This is a genomic window from Streptomyces tropicalis (assembly GCF_029269835.1).
GTDB lineage: Bacteria > Actinomycetota > Actinomycetes > Streptomycetales > Streptomycetaceae > Streptomyces > Streptomyces tropicalis.
Map to the genome: position 1 here is coordinate 1 of NZ_JARJBB010000005.1, position 23,460 is coordinate 23,460.

Consider the following 23,460-nt stretch of genomic DNA (forward strand, 5'->3'; position numbering starts at 1 on the left):
GGGCCGTCCGGCCCCGGGCACGTGGCAGGGCCGGCCCCGGGCACACCGCCGGGCGCGGCCGCGCGCCTGTCCGGACGGGCATCACGCCGGCCCCCGGGCCGCCGCGGGCCCCGCCGCCGGACGAGGCCGTCGGGGGGGCCCGGGGCGGGGCCCCCCCACCCCACGGGGGCCGAAGGGGCGCTCAGCCGTTGAGCACACCCGCGCCGAGCAGGCCGAACAGGGCCAGGCCGACGACGATGCGGTAGATCACGAAGGCATTGAAGGAGTGCTTGGCGACGAACTTCAGCAGCCAGGCGATCGAGGCGTAGGCGACGACGAAGGAGACGATCGTGCCGACGGCCAGCGGGGCCGCGCCCACGCCCGCCCCGAGGGCGTCCTTGAGCTCGTAGATGCCGGCGCCGGTGAGGGCCGGGATGCCGAGGAAGAAGGAGAGGCGGGTGGCGGCGACGCGGTCCAGGTCGAGGATGAGCGCGGTGGACATGGTGGCGCCGGAGCGGGAGAAGCCGGGGAAGAGCAGCGCGAGGATCTGGGAGCAGCCGACCAGCATCGCGTCCTTGAAGGAGGTGTCGTCCTCACCGCGCTTGTGCCGGCCCATCTGGTCGGCCGCCCACATCACGCCCGAGCCGAGGATCAGGGAGCCGGCGACCACCCAGAGCGAGGCGAGCGGCCCCTCGATCAGCGGCTTGGCGGCCAGGCCGACCACCACGATCGGGATGGTCGCGGCGATCACCCACCAGGCGAACTTGTAGTCGTGGTGGTAGCGCTCCTCGCGGTGGACGAGACCGCGGCACCAGGCGGAAACGATCCGCGTGATGTCCTTGAAGAAGTACACGAGCACGGCGGCGATCGCGCCGACCTGGATGACGGCGGAGAACCCGACGACGGACGGGTCGTCGACGGGGATGTCCATGAGCCCTTCGGTGATCTTGAGGTGCCCGGTGGAGGACACGGGAAGGAACTCGGTCACCCCCTCGACGAGTCCGAGGACGACGGCCTGACCGACGGAGATGGCGCTCATGGAATCCAGTTCTGAGGAGAGTTGGTCGACAGTGCTGTAGACAGACTTACTATGCCGAGATGACGGCCCGGTGACCTACGCCCAAACGGCACCGGCGACCAGGACCCCCGCGAAGGCGGCGCCGAGCCCGGCCACCACGCTCCCGACGGCATTGGCGGCAGCGTAGAGCCCGGCACCGGTCTCGGTCAGCCTCAGGGTCTCGTACGAGAAGGTCGAGTACGTCGTCAGGGCCCCGCACAGGCCGGTGCCGAGCAGCAGTTGCAGGTGGCGGCCGGCCTCGCCCGCCGAGACGGCGCCGGTCAGCAGGCCGAGGACGAGGCACCCCGTGACGTTCACCACGAAGGTGCCCCAGGGGAAGACCGTGTCGTGCCGGGACTGCACGACACGGTCGGTGAGGTACCGCAGCGGGGCGCCGATCACGGCGCCGGCGGCCACCAGCAGCCAGTTCACGACGTCCTCCCGCCCGCCCCGCCGGACCGACCGGTGTAGCGGACGACCTCGCAGTCGTCGAGGATGACGAGCCCCTCCCCCACCAGGCCGTCCAATTCCGGCAGGAAGGCCCGCACGCGCTCCTCCGTGTCGACGATCACGATCGCGACCGGCAGGTCCTCGCTCATGGACAGCAGCCGGGAGGTGTGGATCAGGGAGGAGGCCCCGAATCCCTCGACGCCGCGGAAGACGCTGGCGCCCGCGAGTCCGGCGGCGTGCGCGCGGTGGACGATCTCCGAGTACAGGGGCTTGTGGTGCCAGGTGTCGTTCTCGCCGATGAAGACGGTCACGCGCAGGGCGCGGCCGGTGAGCCTCGTCATCCTTGCCTCCGTGCCAGGACGCGGCGGGCCGCCGTCACGGCCAGCCACACCGCCGCGAGCGCCGCGACCGGGGTCGCGGCGAGATAGGCCAGCCCGGTGGGGGCGTGGCCGGAGCCGACCAGTTTCTGGATGTCGACGGTATAGGTGGAGAACGTGGTGAACCCGCCGAGCACACCGGTGCCGAAGAAGGGGCGGACCAGCCGGTGGGCGGCCCACACGTCGGTGATCACCACCATGAACAGGCCGATCACCGCGCAGCCGGCGACGTTGGTGCAGAAGGTGGCCCAGGGGAAGCCGCCGGCCGGCGTGGGCCAGGCGAGCGAAAGGGCGTAGCGGGCGGTGGCGCCGACGGCGCCGCCGAGCGCGACCACCGCGACCACGGGGGCCTGGCCGTGCCAGGTGCTCCGCCCGGCCGGGCGCGGCCGGGCGCGCGGGCTTTCCGTTTCGGGGGCTTTCATGCCGATACGTCTCCTACTCGCCCGGACCCGGACATGCGGGGCCGCTGCCTTCGCAAGTAGGGGCCGTTGGCGGCGACGGTGCCGCGGTTCGGGTACGGCGGGCCCCACCGCCGCGCCGCGAGGTGATCGCGGCCGGGCTACAGGTTAGCGCCGGGGGTACCGCGGGGTCATCTCCGGGCAGGCGGTCAGGATCGGAGAAGCCGCAGGGCACGGGTCCGGCCTAGCGTGGACCACGGACCGGCGCACGGCGCCGGACGGGAGACGCCGGTACGCCGCCGGCGGACCCGGAAGCCTTTTCCACCGCGATCCACCGACCGAGGAGCACGCCATGACCGCCGGCCTCAAGACCATCGTCTACCCCGTGAAGGACCTGGACCGGGCCAAGGCCCTGTTCGGCGCGCTGCTGGAGGTGGAGCCGTACGCCGACGAGCCGTACTACGTCGGGTACAAGGACGCGGGCCAGGATGTCGGCCTCGACCCGAACGGGCACGCCAAGGGCATGACCGGCCCGGTGCCGTACTGGCACGTGTCCGACATCCGGGCCCGGCTGGGGGCGCTGCTCGCGGCGGGTGCCGAACTGCTGCAGGACGTGCAGGACGTCGGGGGCGGCCGGCTGATCGCCTCGGTGAAGGACGCCGACGGCAACCTGGTCGGGATGGTGCAGGACGCCTGACCCGCCGTCCCGTGCCGGCGCGGGCTGCCGTGCGCCCGCCGGGGACGACGGGACGGCCCTTTAGATGCACGCGCATTAAGCTGGACCCATGGGAGCGGAGGAGGCCGGGGTGCGGCTCGGGGAGCGGTGGCGGGACATCCTGTCGCTGCACGCCCGCACGGTGTGCGAGATCGACCGGGTGCTGCATCCGCACGGACTCGGCGCGAGCGACTTCGAGGTGCTCGACCTGCTGGTGTCCGCGTCGCCCGGCCCGAGCGGCCACTGCCGGGTGCAGGACCTCGTCGGCCGGCTGCATCTCAGCCAGAGCGCGCTGTCCCGGCTGATCGCCCGGCTGGAGAAGGACGGCCTGGTCCGGCGGTCGGTGTGCGCCGAGGACCGGCGCGGGGTGTGGGTCGCCCTCACCGGCCGGGGACGCGACCTGCACACCGAGGTGCTGCCGTTGCAGCGTGCGGTGCTGGCCCGCATGCTGGACGGCTGAGCGGCAGGGACGCGCACCGCGGCGTCCTGGGGTGTGCGGACCCGCCGCCGTCGGGCACCGTGGGCCCGCACGCCCCGGGACGCCGGCTCAGAACTGCGGCCGGGCCAGCAAGGTGCGCACGCCCTCCGAGGTGAGGGTCAGGCCGTGCGGGGAGTTGGCGTCGATGGTGAGGGACAGGTCGTCGGCGGGCCACTGGGAGGCGAGCGCCCCGAGCGGCACCAGGCGGTAGCGGGACACGTACGGCAGCAGCCCCGTCATCTCCAGTTCGGAGGTGAACACGGGCACCACCTGCGTGCCGCCCGGCTGCTCCAGGACGGGCAGCGCCACCGCCGACGGGTTGGTGGCGTCCTCCTCGCTCGCGTCGTCGGGCACGGGGATCAGCACGTCGCTGCTCGCGAGCGTGTCCAGTGCCACCGTGTCCTCGGCGTTGTCGGCGAGCACGTCCAGCGCGTGCTGCGCGGGCGTCGTCGTGTTGTCGTTGGCGGGTGTCTCCATGGCAGATTCCCTGGTCGCGGCGGTCGTGCGGCCTGCTCGGAACCCGGGCCGGGCCCGAGCACGGTTCTGCTCGCGTACCCGAACGGTCCGGGCGCAATCGTTCGGAAACGGGGAGATCCCGTGGTCGTGGCGCTCCCCCGGCACGACGGAACCCCCACGAGGGGGGTTCCTGGGACGAGGGTCCCGATGACACCTCGGTCAGTCCGGCACCGACTGATCCGGAATCACGACGTCCGACGGTGGGGGGTCCGGACGGCGCAGCAGACGCGTCTCCAGCGCGTCCATTGCGAAGAGCATCAGCATGAGTGCCACCGGGACGAGCAGAGCCAGGGCGATCACGATGCCTCCCGACGGAGCAGTGATCAAAGCTGCGCGTTGCGGCAGCCCGGTTCCCTCCCAGCGTGCGCCCGAATGGCGTACCCCGCACGCCCGAGTGCCCCGGCCGCTGCTCCGTTCGGGTGATGTGGGCCCGGGGCCGCCGGGACGTCGGCAGGGTGCCGCCCACGGACCGGGGTGACGTGCCGGGACGGGTGACGTCCGCCGGGCCCGAGCCCGCCGGTTCCGTGTCCGTGGCGCCTCCTCGTGCGGCGCCCGGGGTGCCGGCCGCTACTGCGGGAGACGGCTGATCGTCACGGCTGCGGCGTCGTCACCGAGGCGGCCCGGGGCGTGTGCGGCCAGGTCGGCGTGGAGCCGGGCCAGGAGGTCGCCCGGCGGCCGGGCGGCCCAGTCCTCGGCTCGGTCGGCCAGCGGGAAGAACGCGCCGTCGGCGTCGCGGGCCTCCAGCACGCCGTCGGTGTACAGGAGCAGGACCTCGCCGGGGCGGAAGGGGAAGGTGGCGACGGCGTAGTCCTCCAGGCTCTCGTCGCCGGGGAGCGTGCCGAGGCCGAGCGGGGGTGCGACCCGGTCGCCGGCCAGGAACCGGGCCCGCCCGTCGCCGAAGAGCACGGGCGGCGGGTGGCCGCAGTCCACGAGGTGGACGACGGGCTCGGCGTCGGGGACGTCGATCAGCAGGGCGGTGGCGAACGCCTCGTCGGTGTCGGGCGTCCCCGCGGCGCTCCACTGCCGGGACTCCCACCGCATGGCGCCGTCGAGGTGCAGGGCCAGCAGCGGCAGCGAGAGCGCGTGGTGCGCCGCCGCGCGGAAGGAGCCCAGGAGCAGCGAGGCGTTGCTGATGGCGGGGAGCCCCTTGCCGCGGACGTCGGCGATGAGCAGCCGGGTGCTGCGGGCGGTGCGGGCGGCGGCGTAGAGGTCGCCGCCCATGGTGGCCTCGTCGTCGGCGGCGAGGTAGAGGCAGGCGATCTCCAGGGGCCCGCTGCGGGTGGGCAGCGGCGGGAACAGCACTTCCTGGAGCGCCTGGGCGACGGTTCTGCTGCGGGTGAGCTGCCTCTCGCGCCTCTCCCGGAACAGGCAGAAGACGACGATCAGGGCCGAGACGAGGACCAGGGCGCTGATCTGCGCCTCGAGGTTCTCCGTGGCGATGGCGCCCCGGGCCACCCCGATGAAGATCTGGGCGCCGACGGCGAGGAGGCCGATCAGCGCGGTGAGCCGGGGGCCGGCGAACGCGGCGGTGATGGCCGGTGCGGCGACCAGCAGCGGGCCCAGGTGGATGTCGGCCGGGGCCAGCACGTCGCCGACGCAGACGGCGACGATGAGTCCGAGCGGGATCAGGACCAACGCCCGCCCGGACCGCGAACGCCGCAACTCCTGCAGGGGCACACGTCATGATCTCACCCCTCCCGCCACCCCACCACACTCCGCGGGCGGGGGCGGGGGCGCGGTGGCGGGCGCCCACCGGGCCGGTGCGGTCCGGTGGGCGTGCTCCGCGCGGCGGTGGGGGCTCAGGCCGGGACGAGCCGGCCGTCGTGGCCGTCCGTCCGGGCCGGCGAACCCCCGGCCGGGCGGATGGCGGCGGCCGTGGAACCGGCGGCGAGCCGCAGCTGGACGATCGCGCGCACGGCGGGCCACTCGTCGTCGAGGACCGAGTAGAACGCGGTGCTGCGCACGGCGCCGTCCAGGCCGCGGGAGTGGGCGCGCCGCACCCCTTCGCAGGTGAGCCCGAGCCGCTCGATCGCGGTGCACGAGCGCACGTTGCGCGCGTCGGCGCGCAGCGAGACGCGGCGCACCCGCCAGGTGTCGAAGGCATGGCTGAGCATGAGCAGCTTGGCCTCGGTGTTGATGCCGGTGCCCTGGGCGTGGGCGGCCAGCCAGGTGTTGCCGATCTCGGCGGCGTCGGGGATGGCGGTGACCGGGTCGCCGTAGGGGACGCCGGGCACGGCCGGCCACACCAGGGGGCCCTGCCAGTAGTCGAGTTCCAGGAATCGGGTGGACCCGACGACCTGCCCGTCACCGGCGCGGACCACGGCGAACGGCAGGGCCCGGCCGGCCGCCTGGTCGGCGAGGGCGCGGTCGACGTAGGTGCGGGCCGCTTCCAGGTCGTGCGGCACGGGGGTGAACGCGTAGGAGGTGCGGTCCTCGGCCCCGGCTTGGGCCAGGCCCTCTGCGTGGTGCGGAGCGAGGGGCTCCAGCCGCGTCAGGCGGCCGGTGAGAACAACGGGTACGGGCACGGGGCCTTCGGTCTTTCTGGGAAATGAGGGGGGAGGTGCCGCCTGCCACCGGTGCCCCGGTGGGGGGTGGTGGTACAGGATGCGTCAGGCGCCCCACTGGCAGAGGAACGGGGGCGTGAAGGACAGTAGACGGTCGAATGAAGCAACTCCGCAAGACCCGAGCCGGGTTCCGCGCCGTCGTGTCGCCCGGGAGCAGCACACGCGGCCGTGCGGACGGCGCGCGTCGCCGCCCAGGGCCCCCGCCGTGCGCGGTGCGCCCTGGATTCCCGGTCGCCGGGACGCGGACGCGTCAGCCGGCCGGTGGGGGCGTCCGGACCCATCCCAGGGAGCGTTCGACGGCCCGCTGCCAGCACTCGTACTCCCGGGCGCGGCGCTCGGGGTCCATGTCGGGCAGCCACTGCGCGGCGCGGTGCCAGTTGCCGCGCAGTACCTCCAGGTCGGGCCAGTAGCCCGCGGCGAGGCCCGCCGCGTAGGCCGCGCCGAGGGACACCGTCTCGGCGACCAGGGGCCGTACGACGGGGACGTCCAGCACGTCGGCGAGGAACTGCATGAGCAGGTTGTCCGAGGTCATTCCGCCGTCGACCTTGAGCTCCTTGAGGTCCAGCCCGGAGTCGGCGTTCATCGCGTCGACGACCTCGCGGGTCTGCCACCCGGTGGCCTCCAGCACGGCCCGGGCCAGATGCCCCTTGGTGATGTACGAGGTCAGTCCGACGATCACGCCGCGGGCGTCGCTGCGCCAGTGCGGGGCGAACAGGCCGGAGAAGGCGGGCACGATGTAGCAGCCTCCGTTGTCCTCGACGGTGCGGGCCAGGGTCTCGATCTCGGGCGCGGTGCTGATCAGGCCGAGCCGGTCCCGGAACCACTGGACCAGCGAGCCGCTGACCGCCATCGGTCCCTCCAGGGCGTAGACCGTGGGCTCGTTGGCGATCTTGTAGGCGACGGTGGTCAGGAGGCCGTGCCGGGAGCGGACCACGTCGGTGCCGGTGTTCATGACCAGGAAGCTGCCGGTCCCGTAGGTGCACTTGGCCTCGCCCGGCGAGAAGCAGGTCTGGCCGAAGAGGGCGGCCTGCTGGTCGCCGAGGGCGGCGGTGATGCGAACGCCGGGGAGCAGCGCGCGGGCCTCGCCGTAGCTCTCGGCCGAGGAGCGGATCTCGGGCAGCATCGCGCGCGGCACGCCGAAGAAGTCCATGAGCTCCGGGTCCCAGGTCAGGGTCCGGATGTTGATCAGCATGGTGCGACTGGCGTTGGTCGGGTCGGTGATGTGCAGGCCGCCGCCGGTGCCGCCGGTGAGGTTCCAGACCAGCCAGCTCTCCATGGTGCCGAAGAGCACCTCGCCGTCCCGGGCGCGCTGCTCCAGGCCCTCGGTGCGGTCGAAGAGCCACCGGAGGCGGGGGGCGGAGAAGTACGTCGAGGGCGGCAGGCAGCAGCGGTCGAGGAAGAACTCCTCGCCGGGCCGCTCGCGCAGTTCCTCGACCAGGGCGTCGGTGCGGGTGTCCTGCCAGACGATCGCGTGGCCCACCGGGGCGCCGGTGCGGCGGTCCCAGAGCACGGTCGTCTCGCGCTGGTTGGCGATCCCGATGGCGGCGATCTGCCCGCCGTCCGCGCCCGCCCCGGCCATCGCCTCGGGCACGATGCGCTGCACGTTGCGCCAGATCTCCAGCGCGTCGTGCTCGACCCAGCCGGGCCGGGGGAAGTGCTGCTGGTGCTCCCGCTGGGCGACCGACACCAGGCGCCCGCGGTGGTCGAACAGGATGCATCGCGTGGACGTGGTCCCCTGGTCGATGGACAGCACGTACCGTTCAGCCATGATCGGGCCTGCCTTCCGATGCGTCGCTCCGGAGTCGGGATCTACCAGCGGGCCGCCCCCAGATCTCGGGAGATGGCCCGTGCGGCCTCCCGGAGCAGGGCGATGAGGGACGACAGAGGGCGGCCCTGGGTGTCGCAGACGCGCTCCACGGCGCCGGAGATGCCGACGGCGCCCACCACGAGTCCGCCGTGCCCCCGGATGGGTGCGGCGACCCCCGCGTCGCCCATGCTCATCTCCTGCACCTCGGCGCCCCACCCGAGGTCGCGGATCTCCGCGAGCGCCCGCCGGAGGTCCTCGGGGCGGGTCAGGGTGTGCCGCGTGTACGCCTCCAGCCCCTCCTGCAGCACCGGCTCCAAGGGCGCGGCCCCGAAGGCCAGCAGGACCTTCCCGAGGGAGGAGGCGTGCAGGGGGAGCAGCGCGCCCACGTCGAGGGTCTGGAGGGTGTCGTCGGGCCGGAAGACGTGGTGGACGACGAGCACCCTGCCCTCCAGGGGGGTGCCGAGGCGGACCGCCTCACCGCTGCGGGCGGCCAGGGCGTCGGCCCAGTTGATGGAGCGGGAGCGCAGCTCGTTGACGTCGAGGTAGCTGGTACCGAGGTGCAGCAGGGCGGCTCCGAGCTGGTACTTTCCTGTGGCCTCGTCCTGCTCGACGAAGTCCACGTGCTGGAGGGTGCGCAGGATCCCGTGGGCGGTGCCCTTGGCCAGCCCCAGGGACGACGCCACCTCGCCGAGCCCCAGCCGGCGGGGGCCGCCGGCGAGCAGGCGCAGGATCGCCGCCGCCCGCTCGATGGACTGGACCGGTCCGGCCATGCAGCGATCGTAGCCCGATTTGTCCGATTCTGGACTGGCGTTCGGTAATGCCGACCCTTGTTCATTGACCCGGCGGACTTGTTTCTCTAGCGTGCGGTACCACGCCGGTCTCACGCCCGGACACGTCACCCGGAGGAGGAGGTCACATGACCGCAGCGCAGCTCGACGCCGCGCCCCGCGGGGAGGTCGACCACGTCTTCCCGCTGCCGCCCGCCCCCGGAGCCGTCTCCACCGTGCGCCACGGCGTGCGCCGGGTCCTGGGCGACTGGGACCTGCCCGCCGACACCGCCGAGGACGTGCTCCTGGTGGTGTTGGAGCTGGTCACCAACGCCCTGGTGCACGCCCTGCCGCCCGCGACGCTGCGCGTGTGGCGGGTCCTGGTCGACGGCCGGCACGGCGTCCGCGTCGAGGTGTCCGACCAGGGGCCCGCGGCCCCGCCCGCCCCGCCGGCCGCGCCCGACCCCGACGAGCACGGCCGGGGCCTCGGCATCGTCACCGCCCTGTCCGCCCGGTGCGGGGTGCGCACGCACGGCGCGGGGACGAGCCGGTGGGCGGACGTCCTCGCGGGCTGACCCGGCCGCATCCGGCGCCCCGCCTCCCCGTGCGTCCCGTGTCTTGAACCGGTCCCGACGGGGAACGAATGTGGCCACGGGGGCGGATCACCACTCGGGAGGCGCCGTGACCGCATCAGCACAGCCGCGGGTGTCCGGACTGGAGGTCCGGTCCATCGACTACGTGCCCCTGGACGAGCGGCACGGAAAGCTGTGGCACCTGGGCCCGCTGTGGTTCATGTCCAACGCGCAGATCGCCACGCTCGCGGTGGGCCTCATCAGCATCACCGGGGGCGGCAACCTGCTGTGGTCGCTGGTCGCGATCGTCGGGGGCACCGTCGTCGGGACCTTCTTCATGGCCTTCCACTCGGCCCAGGGCCCGCAGCTGGGGCTGCCCCAGATGATCCAGTCCCGACCGCAGTTCGGCTATGTCGGCGCCCTGCTGGTCTGGCTCTTCGCGTACGTGCAGTACGCCGGCTTCAACGTCTTCAACAGCATCCTCGGCGCGCAGGCCCTGCACACCACGCTGCACGGCGGGGTGAAGCTCTGGGTCGTCGTGGTCACGCTGGTGGCGCTGCTCGTCGCACTGGTCGGCTACGACGTGATCCACCGCGCGGAGCGCCTCCTGACGTACACCTTCCTGGTCGTCTTCGGGGTGTTCACCGTGGGGGTGCTGGTCACCCTGCACTATCCGGCGGGTTCCTTCGCCGTGGACGGCTTCAAGTGGACGCCGTTCCTGGCCCAGTTCGGCGTCGTGGCGGGCTACCAGATCAGCTGGGCCATCTACGTGTCGGACTACTCGCGCTACCTCCCGCCCGACGTGACGGTGCGCAAGACCTTCTACTGGACCTACTTCGGCTCCGCGCTCGGCGGCGTCTGGCTGATGGCGCTGGGCTCGCTCCTCGCCGCCTGGGCGGGCCGGGGCTTCGACACGGTCCGGTCCATCGACGCCGCCGGGGACAAGGTGTTCAGCGGGTTCGGCGCGGTGGTGCTGCTGTTCGCCGCGCTGGGCCTGGTGTCCGTCACCGCCCTGAACATGTACGGGGGTTCGCTGACCCTGATCAGCGCCATCGACTCCTTCCGCAAGGTGCGGCCGACCCTCGGGGTGCGGCTGCTGACGCTCGGGCTGACCGCGGTGTTGTCCCTGGTCGGCGCGCTGGCCGCGACGGCCCACTTCCTGGAGAACTTCAACGACTTCCTGCTGCTGGTGCTCTACCTGTTCATCCCGTGGACCGCGGTCAACCTGATGGACTACTACGTCGTGCGCCGCGGCCACTACGCGGTGGCCGAGATCTTCAACCCCCGCGGCATCTACGGCCGCTGGGGGTGGCACGGGATCGTCTCCTACGTCGTGGGCTTCGCCGTGATGGTGCCGTTCTTCTCCGTCGGCAAGCTCTACGTCGGACCCGCGGCGACGGCGCTCGGCGGGGCCGACGTCTCCCTGTTCGTGGGACTGCCGGTGTCCGCGCTGCTCTACTGGTGGCTCACCCGGTCGATCGACGTGGACGCCGAGCAGCGGCTGGCCGAGGCGGAGGCCGAGGAGCTGGAGCGGGCCGCGCACGAGCACCGCGAACCGGCCTGACCACGCCGGCGGGACGGGTGCGGCGGCTTCCTTGACACCTGGCGCGCACGGCACCCAGGGTGGCCGTCGGGGATCCTGGTTCGGTCCACGGAAAGGCTGTCATGGTGGAGACGCTCGGTGTCGCCGTGGTGGGTTTCGGCTGGATGGGACGGGTGCACACCCAGGCCTACGTCCGTCTGCCGCACCACTTCCCGCAGCCGGCCGTGCGGCCCCTCCTGGTCGCGGTCGCCGACGAGGTGCCGGGGCGGGCGGAGCAGGCGGCCGAGCAGTTCGGATTCGCCCGCGCGACCCGGGACTGGCGGGAGGTCGCGGCCGATCCCCGGGTGCGGGCCGTGAGCGTCACCGTCCCGAACCTCCTGCACCGCGAGATCGGCGTCGCGCTCGCGGGGGCGGGCAAGCACCTCTGGATCGAGAAGCCGGTCGGCCTGACCGCGGACGACGCCCGCGCGGTCGCCGCCGCGGCCGCCGCGGCGGGCGTGCAGGGCACGGTCGGCTTCAACTACCGCAACGCGCCCGCCGTGGCGGCCGCCCGCGAGCTGCTCCGCGCCGATGAGATCGGCCGGGTCACCCACGCCCGCATCCGCCTGCTCAGCGACTACGCCGCCCACCCGGAGGGGGCGCTGACCTGGCGGTACGAGCGGGCCCGCGGCGGCAGCGGGGTGCTCGCGGACCTGGCCTCGCACGGCGTGGACCTGGCCCGTCATCTGCTCGGCGAGATCGAGTCGGTGGCGGCCGACACGGCGGTCTTCGTGCCGGAGCGGGCCCGCCCGGCGGGCGCCACCGCCGGGCACAGCCGCGCCGCGGGCGGTGAGCCCGGTCCGGTGGAGAACGACGACTACGCCGGCTGCCTGCTGCGCTTCGCCTCCGGCGCCCGCGGGGTGCTGGAGGCGAGCCGGGTCTCGGTCGGCGAGCAGAACAACTACGGCTTCGAGATCCACGGCACCCGGGGCGCGCTGTTCTGGGACTTCCGCCGCATGGGCGAGCTGGGCGTCAGCCGCGGCACCGCCTACCAGGACCAGCCGGTCGGCACCGTCCACGTCGGCCCCGGGGACGGCGACTACGGAGCCTTCCAGCCGGGCGCCGCCTGTGCCATGGGCTACGACGACCTGAAGGTGATCGAGGCCCACCACTTCCTGCGCTCGATCACCGAGGGCGTCCCCTGCGGCGCCACCCTCGACGACGCGGTCGCCGCGGCGGCGGTGCTGGACGCCATGGCCCGCTCCGCCGGGGAACGCGGGTGGGTCCGGCCGGAGTAGGGCCTCCGCGGTCCGGGCGTCAGGGGGCGCGCAGGTCGGTGCGCGGGGTGACGACCCAGTGCTTGGTCCGCAGCATCCGGCCCGCGAAGGGGGTGTCCCGCTGGGCGACGAACCGGAAGCCGAGGGAGCGGGAGATGCGGTGGGAGGGCGCGTTGCCCGTGGCGGGGAAGGCGTGCACGTCGCCCCAGCGGTCCTCGTCGCGGGCCCGTTCGAGCAGCGTGCGGGCCGCCAGGCGGGTCGGCCCGCGTCCCTGGGAGGCGGGCAGCACCATCCAGCCGATCTCCGACAGGGGGCCGTCGCCGGTGTCGTGGGACCAGAGGGTCACCGTGCCGGTCCGGGTCGGGGACGGTCGTCCTGATCCAGGCGCGGTCGGCGGCCGCGTCGAGGGTGTCGCGCCGCACCTTGTCCGCCATGCCCCCGGCCGGCAGCGGGCCGCCGAGTCCGGCCGTCATCGCGGGGTCGCACCGCATCCGGACGTACGCGTCGACGTCCCCCTCCGTGACGTTGCGCAGCAGCATGCCCGCTCTCCCCGTTCCGCGCCGCCCGGGTCGGTCGGCGGCGTCGTGCGTCCCCATGATGGGGTACGGGACGGCGGCCCCGGCGGCCCCGGCCCGGCGGACCGCGTCCGGGGCGGCACCAGGACCGGCGAACACCACGATGAGAGGCACCCGTTGACCACCGACATTCCCGGCAGCTACTTCGAGCGGACCGACGACCACCGTTTCAAGCCCACGGACCGGGCGGGCGGCGCCTGGGCCTCCGACGAGATCCACTTCAGTCCGCTCGGGGGCCTCGTCGTCCACGCGATCGACCGGCACCGGGGCGACCGGGCGGACGACGGCCTGCTGCTGTCGCGCATCAGCTACGACATCCTGGGCCGCCCGGCCCTCGACGAGTGCGAGGTCCGGGTGGAGACGGTCCGGCCGGGCCGCACGATCGAACTCGTCGAGGCGGTCGTCGAGATCGGCGGGCGGGCGGTCGTCCGGGCCCGGGCCTGGCTGCTGGCCTCCCAGGACACCGGAGCCGTCGCCGGGGGTGCCGGGCCCGCACTGACGGCCCCGGACGGGCTGGCCTCCTGGCCGATGGGCTCCCAGTGGCCGGGCGGCTACATCGCCTCGCTGGACGTCCGGCCCCTCGCCCCGCCGCGGCCGGGCCGCACCACGGCGTGGGTGTCCACGCCGCTCGCCCTCGTCGCCGGGGAGCCCAGCAGCGCCCTGGCGTCCTACCTCGCGCTGGTCGACACCGCCAACGGCATCGCCGTACGGCAGCCGCCGAGCGCCTGGATGTTCCCCAACGTGGACCTGACCGTGCACCTGCACCGGCAGCCGTCCGGGCGGTGGACCGGCCTGGACACCACCGTCGTCTTCGGGCCCACCGGCCAGGGCCTCACCAGCACCGTCCTGCACGACCTCGACGGGCCCGTCGGGCACGCCCAGCAGATGCTCACGGTGCGGCCCCTCCGCGGGCAGTAGGGCGGGGCGCCGCCGGTCGGCGCGCGGGACGGGGCCGAAGCTGGTGTGCTGGGTGAGGGGCCCCTCGCACCCGTTCCGGGAGAAGCAGATGAGTACGTACCGTGTCGCCCAGGTCGCCGCCGCCGGCGGGACGTTCGAGATCGCCGAGCGCGAGGTGCCGGAGCCCGGTCCCGGCGAGGTCAGGATCGCCGTGGAAGCCTGCGGGATCTGCCACAGCGACAGCCTGTTCGTGGAGGCCGCGCTGCCGGGCGTGCGGTTCCCGCTGGTGCCGGGGCACGAGATCGCCGGGCGCGTGGAGGCCCTGGGCGAGGGCGCCGACGGCCGGAACCTGAAGGTCGGCGATCGGGTGGCGGTGGGCTGGTTCGGCGGGAGCTGCGGGTACTGCACGCCCTGCCGCGGCGGTGACTTCGTCGTCTGCCCGCGGCTGAAGGTACCGGGGTGGGCGTACGACGGGGGGTTCGCGGACCAGGTGGTGGTGCCGGCCGACGCGCCGGCGCGGATCCCCGAGACCCTCGCGGCGAGCGACGCGGCGCCGATGGCGTGCGCGGGCGTCACCACGTTCAACGGGCTGCGGCGCAGCGCGGCCCGGCCGGGCGACCTGGTCGCCGTGCTCGGCATCGGCGGCCTGGGTCATCTGGGGGTGCAGTACGCGGTGGCGATGGGCTTCGAGACGGTGGCGATCGCCCGCGGCGCCGACAAGGCCGACTTCGCCCGGCGGCTCGGGGCGCACCACTACGTCGACAGCACCGCCGGAGTGGCCGTCGCGGACGCGCTGCAGGCGCTCGGCGGGGCGCGGGCGGTGCTGGCCACGGCGGGCAGTTCGGACGCCATCACGGCGGCCGTCGACGGTCTCGGGCCCCGGGGCGAGCTGGTCGTCATCGGGGCGGCGGCGGAGCCGCTCGGCATCAGCCCGGTGCAGCTGCTGATGAGCGGCCGGGTCGTGCGCGGGCATCCGTCCGGCACCGCGCAGGACGTGGAGGACACCATGGCCTTCTCCGCCCTGCACGGCATCCGGCCGATGACCGAGGTGGTGCCGCTGGACGAGGCCGACGCGGCGTACCGGAGGATGCTGTCGGGGGCAGCCCGCTTCCGGATGGTCCTGGCGACCGGCTGACGCGCCGCCGGGGCCCGGGGGTCAGGCGCGGGCGGTGAGGAACCGGTCGAGGACGGCGGTGAGTTCGGCGGGCTTCTCCACCGGCAGCTCGTGGCCGGCGTCGACGATGCGGACCTCGGCGTCCGGGTACGCCTTCGCCATCCGGAGCATCTGCCCCACCGGCAGCTGGACGTCGTGGTAGCCGTGCACGAGAAGGGTGGGCACCCGGATCTCGCCGACCCGGTCCAGGACGTCGAAGTCCCGCATCGCGGCGTAGCACGTCATGACGACCTCGCGCGGGGTGGAGGCGGAGGCCCGCACGTGGCGGCGGATCTCCTCGCGGGGGTGGCCGGGGGCGAAGGCACGGTGGATGTTGGCGGCGACGAACAGCCGGAAGGGCACGAGCGTCGACACGGCCATCAGCAGGCCCCTCCCCCGGCTGTACGTCATCCGGGCGATGGAGTTCACCAGGACCAGGCGCTCCACCCGTCCGGGGTGCTCCAGGGCGATCGTCTGCGCGATCATGCCGCCCATGGAGTGGCCGGCCAGGACGCACCGGTCGATGCCGAGGTGGTCCAGCAGGGCCAGGAGGTCCCGGGCCGGCCCGCCGATGCTCCGCGCCCCCGCGCCGGTGCTCTCCCCGTGCCCACGCAGGTCGAGCCGGACCACCCGGCGCGCGGTGGAGAAGTGCGCCAGCTGGTGGTCCCAGCGGTGCCGGTCGGCCGTCCAGCCGTGGACGAGGACGAGGGGCGCGGCCTCGGCGTCGCGGGGGCCCTCGTCGTCGTACGTCAGTGTCGCGCCGTCGACATGGAGCTGCGGCATGGGACGCCTCCTGGGGAGCGGTCGGGTTACTGGCGAGTACGGTAGTCGGCGGCGGGGCCGTCCGTCACCGGCGTGCGCCGAGGAAGCCAGGACGTGCCCGAACACGTCCAGGGCGGCGCCCCGGCCGGGGAACGTGGAGCGTGCGACGGCCGGCGGGTGCGGGGGTCGGCGGCAGCGGACGGGGATGGAGCGCGGACCTGGGGGCGGCCGGGCCGGGCCGCCCGGCCTCCTCGTCGGGGCGGTCCGCACCCGGTCCCGGTGCTGCGGACGAACCGGGTGGGCCGGGCGGTCGAGGGGGTCGATCCGGTGCGGGCGGTGCCTCCGGGCGCGGTGCCCGGGCGGCCGCCCGCCGTCCGGACGTCAGAGCGCGGCGGGTCGTGGTACACCGGCAGCCGGCTGACGAACATCTCGAGGTCGTGGGACTCCATCGCCTCCGGCGAGTGCCCCATCCGTTCGGTGACGATCCGTTCGTTGTCCAGCAGGTTGCCGTGGGTCACCATCACGCCGCGCGGCGCGGCGGTGGAGCCGGAGGCGTACTGGAGGAAGGCGACCGAGTCGGCGGTCAGGTCCGGTTCGCACCAGGCGTCCGCCTCCGCGTCGTCGACGTCCTCGGTGGCGATGCGGGCGACGCCGTCCAGTTCGGGGATCCGGTGAGCGGACGCGTCGGGCGCGTCCAGGACCCGGCGGTCGCCGAGGACCACCCGGGCGTCCGAGTCCGCGGGCAGGCGCTGGGTGCGGATGAGGGCGCGGTGGTTCCGGGCCCTGCCCTGCGGCGGCACCCCCGGCACGGCGACGACACCCGCGGCGAGGCAGCCGAGGAAGGCCGGGACGAACTCCAGGCCGGGCGGGTACAGCAGCAGGGCACGGGACCCGGTCAGGCCCCGCTCCTGGAGCCGGGCGGCGACCGCCCGGGAGCGGCGTGCCAGCCGCGCGTAGGAGAGTTCCCGGACCTCGCCGTCCGCGTCGCCGGTGACGAGGTACCGGTAGGCGGGACCCGCGGCGCCGCCGCCACAGCGCCACCCCGGACCGGCCCCGGATCGACCTTCACGCGCGCGCCGCGCATGGACACCCCGGACCTGCCGTGGACCGATCCGCGCGCCCTCACCCGCCCCTCCACGAGCCCGGACCAGGCACCGTCCCCCGACGCCCCCACCCCCTGCGTCGTTTCGGCCACGCGCTCCGCCCCCGAGCGGCCCGCGCCGCCCGCCCCGAGGACGCCGCGCCCTGCGGGTACGGCCGGATTCCGCGGCCTGGAAAGCGACTCAAACGCATACGTTCGAAACCGGGTGCCGCTCGTTGATCGAAGTGGCACCGGCTGTCCCGTGCCGCCCCGGGGACGGGCCCTCGCCCGTCCCGGCCCCGGACCGCCCACGTCACCCACGGTTGACGGAACGACCCCCATACGGGTGATCGACTCCTCACTCCTCCGGGGGAGGGCAACGCGGAATACCGGCCTGTCCATGGTTACGGTCGATTCAACATGCCGTGTCCGAGTGGCAACCCGGTAGCGACAGCACAAGACTGAGGCCCACGGTTTCGTGATCACGCGGGAATTGCAGGATCCCGGGCCGTCGTGCTGCTCGGTCGAGCCCTTGCCGAGCGCCGGTACCGGTGCGGCCGAATCGGCCGATGCTCAGCAGGATTTTCCCGAGGAGCTCGAATGGTAGAGAAGTCTGCCGATACGTTGGTATCCGGGCCGGGCGCCTCCCCGGCCGCCGGGCGTGACGGCTCCGGCCCCGCCGCGGCGGACACCGAGCGGGAGCTCGCGACGGTGCTCGCGGACCTCCTGCACCTCGACGACGTAGCGGCCGACAGCCACTTCTTCACCGGTCTGGGCGCCAACTCGATGCTGATGGCGCAGTTCTGCGCCCGCGTCCGCAAGCGCCCCGACCTGCCGTCCTTCTCCATGAAGGACATCTACCGGCACCCGAGCGTGCGGGAACTGGCCGCGGCGCTCGCCCCCGCCGGGACCGCACCCGTGCCGGGTTCCGCCGCCGCGACGGCGACCCCGGCGGCCGCACCGCCCGCACCGGTCGTCCCCGCGAGCACGGCGGCCTACGTCCTGTGCGGAGCCGTCCAACTGCTCCTCTTCCTCGGCTATTCGTTCGTGTCCGGGCTCGCGGCCGCCCGCGGATACGAATGGGTCTCGGACGGCTCCGGCCTCATCCAGATCTATCTCCGGTCGGTGGCGGCCGTCAGCGCCGGATTCTTCGGCCTGTGCGCCTTCCCGGTCGCGGCCAAGTGGATTCTCATCGGCCGCTGGACACCCCGGGAATTCCCCGTGTGGAGTGCCGCCTATCTGCGTTTCTGGCTCGTGAAGGTACTGCTGCACGCCAATCCGATGATTCTGTTCATCGGAAATCCGCTCTACGTGCTCTACCTTCGGGCCCTCGGCGCCCGCATCGGTCCCGGCGTGACGATCCTGTCCCGCACGGTCCCGGTCTGCACCGACCTGCTGACGATCGGCGCGGGCACGGTCGTCCGCAAGGACTCCTACCTCCTGTGCTACCGGGCGCACGCGGGCCGCATCCAGACCGGGCGGGTCACCCTCGGCCGGGACGTGTTCGTCGGCGAGAAGACGGTCCTCGACATCGACTCCTCGATCGGCGACGGGGCCCAACTGGGCCATACCTCGTGCCTGTACCGCGGCCAGGCCGTCCCCGACGGGCAGCGCTGGCACGGATCTCCCGCCCAGCCGGCGGAGACCGACTACCTGAGGGTCGCACCGGCCCGGTGCGGCACCCTGCGCCGGGCCTGTTTCGCCGTGTGCGGCCTGCTGCAGATGCTGCTCCTGTACCTGCCCCTGACCGTCGGCGGCGTGTACATGCTGGTCAGCGCGATCCCAGCGTTCGGCAAGTGGCTGAGCCGGCAGGCGGACGGCATCACCTCGACGGAGTTCCTGCTCGATGCGCTGGTCGTGTCGGCGCTGCTGTTCTTCGGCTTCGTGGTCGTGGGTCTGGCCGTGCTGATGACGGTGCCCCGGCTGCTGAACCGTTTGTTCGAGCCCGACCGGGTGTATCCGCTCTACGGCTTCCGGTACGCGGCGCACCGGGCCGTGGCCCGGATGACGAACCTGAGGTTCTACGCCTGGCTCTTCGGTGACAGCTCCTACATCGTCCCGTACCTGAGCGGGCTGGGCTACGACCTGTCCCGGGTGGAGCAGACCGGGTCGAACTTCGGCACCGAGGTGGCGCACGAGACGCCGTTCCTGGTGTCGGTGGGCAGCGGGACGATGGTGGCCGACGGACTCTCGGTGCTCAACGCCGAGTACTCCAGCACCTCCTTCCGCGTCTCCCGGGCCACCATCGGGGCGCACAACTTCCTCGGCAACAACATCGCCTTCCCCGCGGGCGCGCGGACCGGCGAGAACTGCCTGCTCGCGACGAAGGTGATGGTGCCCCTCGACGGCGAGGTCCGCTCGGGGGTGGGCCTGCTCGGCTCGCCGTCCTTCGAGATCCCCCGCACGGTCGAGCGCGACACCCGCTTCGACCACCTCAGGAGCGGCGACGAGCTGCGGCTCCGGCTCACCGCGAAGAACCGTTACAACCTGCGCTCCATGGCGCTGATGCTGCTCGTGCGCTGGCTGCACGCGTTCTTCCTGACGGCGTTCGGGCTGGCCTCCCTCACCCTGTACGGCACGCTCGGGCACCTGGTGGTCGCCGGATACCTGGCGGTCACTCTCGGCTTCAGCGCCGCCTACTACGCGCTGGTCGAGCGGTGCGTCATCCGGTTCGGTTCGCTGCGCCCGGAGCTGTGCTCCATCTACGACCGGCGGTTCTGGCTGCACGAACGCCTGTGGAAGGTGCCTTCGGAGTACCTGAACCTCTTCAACGGCACCCCGTTCAAGAACCTGGTCTGGCGCATGCTGGGCGTCCGCCTCGGCCGCCGGGTGTTCGACGACGGCTGCTACATGACGGAACGCACCCTCAGCACCGTCGGGGACGACTGCACGCTCAACGCGGGCAGCAAGATCCAGTGCCACTCCCAGGAGGACGGCACCTTCAAGTCCGACCACTCCACGCTGGGCACCGGCTGCACCCTCGGGGTGGGCGCCCACGTGCACTACGGCGTGACCCTGGGCGACGGCGCCCAGCTGGCCGCCGACTCCTTCCTGATGAAGGGCGAGGAGGTCCCCCCGTACGCGCGGTGGGGCGGGAATCCCGCCGCGGAGTCGCCGGACGCCCCCGGTGAGCCCCGCGGTGTCCAGGCGGCGGTGGCCGCGGAAGCGTCCTCGGCGAACGGCGCCGCGGCGACGGCGGGTTGAGGAAGGCCATGTCGATGGGAGCGCAGGTGCAGGCGGACCGGGAGTTCTGGAGCGGCGTGCTGACGGCCGGCGGTGCCACCGCGGTCCCGCGGTGGACGCGGGAGGCCGCGGCGGGCGAGGCCGCGTACGAGGCCGTGGTGCCCGAGGACGTGGTGGCGGCCCTGCACGAGCTGGCCGGATCGCTCGGTGTGCCGGTGACCGCGGTGCTGCTGGCCGCGCACGCCCGGGTGCTGGCGGCGCTGTCGGGCGAGCAGGACGTGGTGACGGGGTACGTCCCCGACCCGGCCCAGGCTCCGCTGCCGTGCCGGATGACGGTGTCCCCCGGGGCGTGGCGCCGCCTGGTGCTCAGCGCGCACGAGGCCGAGGCCGGGGTGCTCGCGCACCGGCGGTTCCCGGTGGAGCACCTGCGGCGGGAGCTGGGCCTGGACGGGCCCTCCCACGAGGTCGTGTTCGGTCCGGCGGGATGGACGGGAGACCTGCCCGAGGACGTCGTCCTGGGAGTGGGCTGCCGGCCCGAGGGGGCGACGTTCGTGCTGCGGCTGCGCTACCGCACCGAGGTGCTGGACGCCGGGGGCGCCGTGCGGATCGCCGGCTACCACGTGGCGGCGCTGCGCGCGATGGCGGCCGGCGCCGACGCCGGGCACGCCCTGCAGAGCCTTCTGTCGCCCGAGGAGGTCCGCCATCAGCTCGAGTCGCTGACGGGGCGTCGACGGGAGCTGCCCGAGGTCCGGGTGCACACCCTGTTCGAGCAGCGGGTGCGGGCGCATCCGGAGGCGGTGGCCGCGGTGCACGGCGAGGACACGTGGACGTATGCGGAGCTGAACGCCCGGGCGAACCGGCTGGCGCGGGCCCTGCTGGCCCGGGGCGTGGGCCGCGAGGACGTGGTGGCGGTGGTCACCGAGCGGAACCTGGACTGGCTCGCCGCGGTGCTCGCGGTGTTCAAGGCCGGAGGCGTGTACCTGCCGATCGAGCCGCACTTCCCCGCCGGCCGGATCGCGGCGACCCTGTCGCGGTCCGGGTGCCGGCTGGCCGTGACCGAACCGGGCAGCACCGCGACCCTGGACGAGGCGCTGGCCGGTCTGCCGGGCGTGGCCGTGCTGCCGGTCGGCACGGCATACGCGGAGCAGGACGCGGACGGCGACCCCGGGGTCGCGGTCGCCCCTGACCAGTTGGCGTACATCTACTTCACCTCCGGCTCCACCGGGGAGCCGAAGGGTGCGATGTGCGAGCACGCGGGCATGCTCAACCATCTCCACGCCAAGATCGACGACTTGGGGATCGGACCGGGGGCGGTGGTCGCGCAGACGGCGCCGCAGTGCTTCGACATCTCGCTGTGGCAGCTGCTGGCCGCGCTGCTGGTCGACGGCCGCACCCTGCTGGTCGGGCAGGACGTGATCACCGACGTGGAACGGTTCGTCGACACCCTCGTGCAGGGGCGGGTCGGCGTGGTGCAGGTGGTGCCGTCCTATCTGGAGGTCGTGGTCTCCTACCTGGAGCGGCACCCGCGCGAACTGCCCGATCTGGCCTGTGTGTCGGTCACCGGCGAGGCGCTGAAGCGGGAGCTCGTCCAGCGCTGGTTCGCGGTGCAGCCGGGGATCCGGCTCGTCAACGCCTACGGGCTGACCGAGACGTCGGACGACACCAACCACGAGGTGATGGAGTCGGTGCCCGAACGGGTGCTGCTGGGACGCCCGATCGCCAACGTGGGCGTCCACGTCGTCGACGAGCACCTGAACCTGGTGCCGCTCGGCGCGCCGGGTCTGATCGCGTTCTCCGGGGTGTGCGTGGGCCGGGGGTACGTCAACGACCCCGAGCGGACCCGCGAGGCGTACCTGGACGACCCCTTCCGGCCCGGCGGGCGGCTCTACCTGGGCGGCGACTGGGGGCGCTGGCACCCCGACGGGAAGCTGGAGTTCCTCGGCCGGCGGGACAACCAGGTCAAGATCCGCGGCTTCCGCATCGAGATCGGCGAGATCGAGAACACCCTGCTGCGCGTGCCGGGGGTGCGGGACGGCGCGGTGGTCGTCGCCGAACTCGCGGGGCGGAGCTCCCACTTGATCGCCCACTACACCGGGCGCCGTCAGGAGACGGAGGTGCTGCGCGAGGCGCTGGGGGCCGCGCTGCCCGCGTACATGGTCCCGAGCGCCTTCCACTGGCGCGAGTCGCTGCCGCTCACGGCGAACGGGAAGGTGGACCGCAAGGCACTCACCGCACTCGCGGTGCGGACCGCGCCGGAGGCGAAGGGGGCGGGGGCCGCGGACGACTCGCCGCGCACCCCCACCGAACGGAAGCTCGCGGCCGCCTGGGCGGAGCTGCTCGGCCTGCCGCCGCACCGGATCCGCCGGCAGGACCACTTCTTCGACTCCGGCGGCACGTCCCTGACGGCGGTGCGCCTGACCATCGCCCTGGACCGCGCGGTGTCCCTCAAGGACATCACCCGCCACCCGGTGCTCGCCGACCTCGCGGTGCTCCTCGACGGCGCCCGGCGGCACCACGCCGAGCTGCTCCAGCCGCTGTCGGCGGGGGCCGGACCGGCGCGGTGCGCGCTGGTCGGCTTCCCGTACGCGGGCGGCAACGCGGTCAACTTCCAGCCGCTGGCCAGCGCCCTGGCCGGCTCCGGGATCGCGGTGCACGCCGTCGACCCGCCGGGCCACGACCTCGCCGCGGACGCCGAGCCGTTCGCGGCGATGGAGGACGTGGTGGAGCGGGTCGTCGCGGAGATCTCCGCGCGCGGCCTGACACGGGTGATGCTGTGGGGCCACTCCTCGGGCGCCGCCCCCGCCCTGGAGACGGCACGGCGGCTGCGGGCCGCCGGCGTGGAGGTGCCGCGGGTGTTCCTCGCGGCGCAGCTGCTGGGCACCGCGGCGGAGCGGCGCGCGGCCGCCACCGAACTGACCGGGATGAGCAACGCCGAGATCGCGGCCCTGCTGAGCGCGGACGCCGGCTACACCGAACTCGTCGAGCTGAACGCGCGGCACGCCGAGCACATCGGGGCCGCCTACCGCCACGACTGCGTGGCCGCGCACCGCTACTTCGCCGCCGCCCTGAACGCCCCGCCCGGGGAGAAACTGGACGCTCCGGTCACCGTGGTCGTCGCCGACGACGACCCGCTGACCGCGCGGTTCCCCGACCGCCACCAGGACTGGCGGCTGCTGGCCGAGCGGGTCGACCTGCACCGGCTCGCCGACGGCGGGCACTACTTCCTGCGCACCCGGCCCGCCGACGCGGCCGAGGCCGTCCTGGGGGCCGTCGAGCTGCTCACCCCCTCCTGACCCTCCCCGGGCCCGTGCGGTCCCCCCGGAACTCCGA

At 73.7% G+C, this 23,460-nt stretch carries 21 protein-coding genes and 1 pseudogene; 9 read left to right on the plus strand and 13 right to left on the minus strand.

Annotated elements, in window-relative coordinates; translation table 11 throughout:
• Positions 1-181: 181 nt before the first annotated feature.
• The 4 genes from P3H78_RS11480 to P3H78_RS11495 form a co-directional block, all read right to left on the minus strand.
• Positions 182-1,018 (minus strand): undecaprenyl-diphosphate phosphatase, encoded by an 837-nt coding sequence (locus tag P3H78_RS11480; RefSeq protein ID WP_276108810.1) that lies wholly within the window; start codon positions 1,016-1,018, stop codon positions 182-184.
• A 75-nt stretch (positions 1,019-1,093) separates the two neighbouring features.
• Positions 1,094-1,468 carry a fluoride efflux transporter CrcB gene (crcB, locus tag P3H78_RS11485; RefSeq protein WP_276108811.1) on the minus strand — a complete coding sequence of 125 codons (375 nt, stop codon included), beginning with the start codon at positions 1,466-1,468 and terminating at the stop codon, positions 1,094-1,096.
• Complete coding sequence (locus P3H78_RS11490; protein WP_276108812.1) at positions 1,465-1,827, minus strand: DUF190 domain-containing protein; 363 nt, start codon at positions 1,825-1,827, stop codon at positions 1,465-1,467. Before P3H78_RS11490 ends, crcB begins: the two co-directional genes overlap by 4 nt.
• Positions 1,824-2,285, minus strand: coding sequence for a fluoride efflux transporter FluC (locus P3H78_RS11495; protein ID WP_276108813.1), 462 nt, complete (start codon positions 2,283-2,285; stop codon positions 1,824-1,826). Before P3H78_RS11495 ends, P3H78_RS11490 begins: the two co-directional genes overlap by 4 nt.
• Before the next feature lie 328 nt (positions 2,286-2,613).
• Between P3H78_RS11495 and P3H78_RS11500 the strand changes: the two genes are divergently transcribed.
• Entirely contained in the window at positions 2,614-2,958 is a 345-nt protein-coding gene (locus P3H78_RS11500; RefSeq protein WP_276108814.1) for a VOC family protein, read from the plus strand.
• Between the two features lie 88 nt (positions 2,959-3,046).
• Positions 3,047-3,436 (plus strand): MarR family winged helix-turn-helix transcriptional regulator, encoded by a 390-nt coding sequence (locus P3H78_RS11505; RefSeq protein WP_276108815.1) that lies wholly within the window; start codon positions 3,047-3,049, stop codon positions 3,434-3,436.
• A gap of 87 nt (positions 3,437-3,523) precedes the next feature.
• Here the strand turns inward: P3H78_RS11505 and P3H78_RS11510 are convergent, their stop codons facing one another.
• From P3H78_RS11510 to P3H78_RS11535, 6 genes are all read right to left on the minus strand, one after another.
• Positions 3,524-3,931, minus strand: coding sequence for an SseB family protein (locus P3H78_RS11510; RefSeq protein WP_276108816.1), 408 nt, complete (start codon positions 3,929-3,931; stop codon positions 3,524-3,526).
• A gap of 198 nt (positions 3,932-4,129) precedes the next feature.
• Positions 4,130-4,270: a hypothetical protein gene (locus P3H78_RS11515; RefSeq protein ID WP_276108817.1), complete on the minus strand. Its 141-nt coding sequence runs from the start codon at positions 4,268-4,270 to the stop codon at positions 4,130-4,132.
• A 267-nt stretch (positions 4,271-4,537) separates the two neighbouring features.
• Positions 4,538-5,641, minus strand: coding sequence for a PP2C family protein-serine/threonine phosphatase (locus P3H78_RS11520; protein ID WP_276109220.1), 1,104 nt, complete (start codon positions 5,639-5,641; stop codon positions 4,538-4,540).
• A gap of 128 nt (positions 5,642-5,769) precedes the next feature.
• Positions 5,770-6,495, minus strand: coding sequence for a GNAT family N-acetyltransferase (locus P3H78_RS11525; RefSeq protein ID WP_276108818.1), 726 nt, complete (start codon positions 6,493-6,495; stop codon positions 5,770-5,772).
• Positions 6,496-6,784: 289 nt separating this feature from the next.
• Positions 6,785-8,302: a glycerol kinase GlpK gene (gene glpK, locus P3H78_RS11530; RefSeq protein ID WP_276108819.1), complete on the minus strand. Its 1,518-nt coding sequence runs from the start codon at positions 8,300-8,302 to the stop codon at positions 6,785-6,787.
• 41 nt (positions 8,303-8,343) lie between these two features.
• Positions 8,344-9,111 carry an IclR family transcriptional regulator gene (locus P3H78_RS11535; protein ID WP_276108820.1) on the minus strand — a complete coding sequence of 256 codons (768 nt, stop codon included), beginning with the start codon at positions 9,109-9,111 and terminating at the stop codon, positions 8,344-8,346.
• A 146-nt stretch (positions 9,112-9,257) separates the two neighbouring features.
• On the opposite strand from P3H78_RS11535, the gene P3H78_RS11540 reads away from it, so the two are divergent.
• From P3H78_RS11540 to P3H78_RS11550, 3 genes are all read left to right on the plus strand, one after another.
• On the plus strand, positions 9,258-9,683 hold the full coding sequence (locus tag P3H78_RS11540; RefSeq protein ID WP_276108821.1) for an ATP-binding protein: 426 nt from the start codon (positions 9,258-9,260) through the stop codon (positions 9,681-9,683).
• Positions 9,684-9,789: 106 nt separating this feature from the next.
• Entirely contained in the window at positions 9,790-11,244 is a 1,455-nt protein-coding gene (locus P3H78_RS11545; RefSeq protein ID WP_276108822.1) for a purine-cytosine permease family protein, read from the plus strand.
• A gap of 101 nt (positions 11,245-11,345) precedes the next feature.
• Complete coding sequence (locus P3H78_RS11550) at positions 11,346-12,500, plus strand: Gfo/Idh/MocA family protein (RefSeq protein ID WP_276108823.1); 1,155 nt, start codon at positions 11,346-11,348, stop codon at positions 12,498-12,500.
• A gap of 19 nt (positions 12,501-12,519) precedes the next feature.
• Here P3H78_RS11550 and P3H78_RS11555 read toward each other — a convergent pair.
• Positions 12,520-13,018: pseudogene (locus P3H78_RS11555) on the minus strand (GNAT family N-acetyltransferase).
• 153 nt (positions 13,019-13,171) lie between these two features.
• Between P3H78_RS11555 and P3H78_RS11560 the strand changes: the two are divergent.
• Together P3H78_RS11560 and P3H78_RS11565 are read left to right on the plus strand one after the other, a co-directional pair.
• Positions 13,172-13,972 carry a thioesterase family protein gene (locus P3H78_RS11560; protein ID WP_276108824.1) on the plus strand — a complete coding sequence of 267 codons (801 nt, stop codon included), beginning with the start codon at positions 13,172-13,174 and terminating at the stop codon, positions 13,970-13,972.
• Positions 13,973-14,060: 88 nt separating this feature from the next.
• Positions 14,061-15,086, plus strand: coding sequence for an alcohol dehydrogenase catalytic domain-containing protein (locus P3H78_RS11565; RefSeq protein WP_276108825.1), 1,026 nt, complete (start codon positions 14,061-14,063; stop codon positions 15,084-15,086).
• Between the two features lie 21 nt (positions 15,087-15,107).
• On the opposite strand, the gene P3H78_RS11570 is transcribed toward P3H78_RS11565, so the two are convergent.
• Positions 15,108-15,887, minus strand: a complete 780-nt coding sequence (locus tag P3H78_RS11570; protein WP_276108826.1) for an alpha/beta fold hydrolase — start codon at positions 15,885-15,887, stop codon at positions 15,108-15,110.
• A 26-nt stretch (positions 15,888-15,913) separates the two neighbouring features.
• Positions 15,914-17,017 (minus strand): AMP-binding protein, encoded by a 1,104-nt coding sequence (locus P3H78_RS11575; protein WP_313884403.1) that lies wholly within the window; start codon positions 17,015-17,017, stop codon positions 15,914-15,916.
• 530 nt (positions 17,018-17,547) lie between these two features.
• Here P3H78_RS11575 and P3H78_RS11580 point away from each other — a divergent pair.
• Positions 17,548-20,151, plus strand: coding sequence for a Pls/PosA family non-ribosomal peptide synthetase (locus P3H78_RS11580; protein WP_276108827.1), 2,604 nt, complete (start codon positions 17,548-17,550; stop codon positions 20,149-20,151).
• A gap of 14 nt (positions 20,152-20,165) precedes the next feature.
• On the plus strand, positions 20,166-23,423 hold the full coding sequence (locus P3H78_RS11585; protein WP_276109222.1) for a non-ribosomal peptide synthetase: 3,258 nt from the start codon (positions 20,166-20,168) through the stop codon (positions 23,421-23,423).
• The last annotated feature ends 37 nt before the right edge of the window (positions 23,424-23,460 follow it).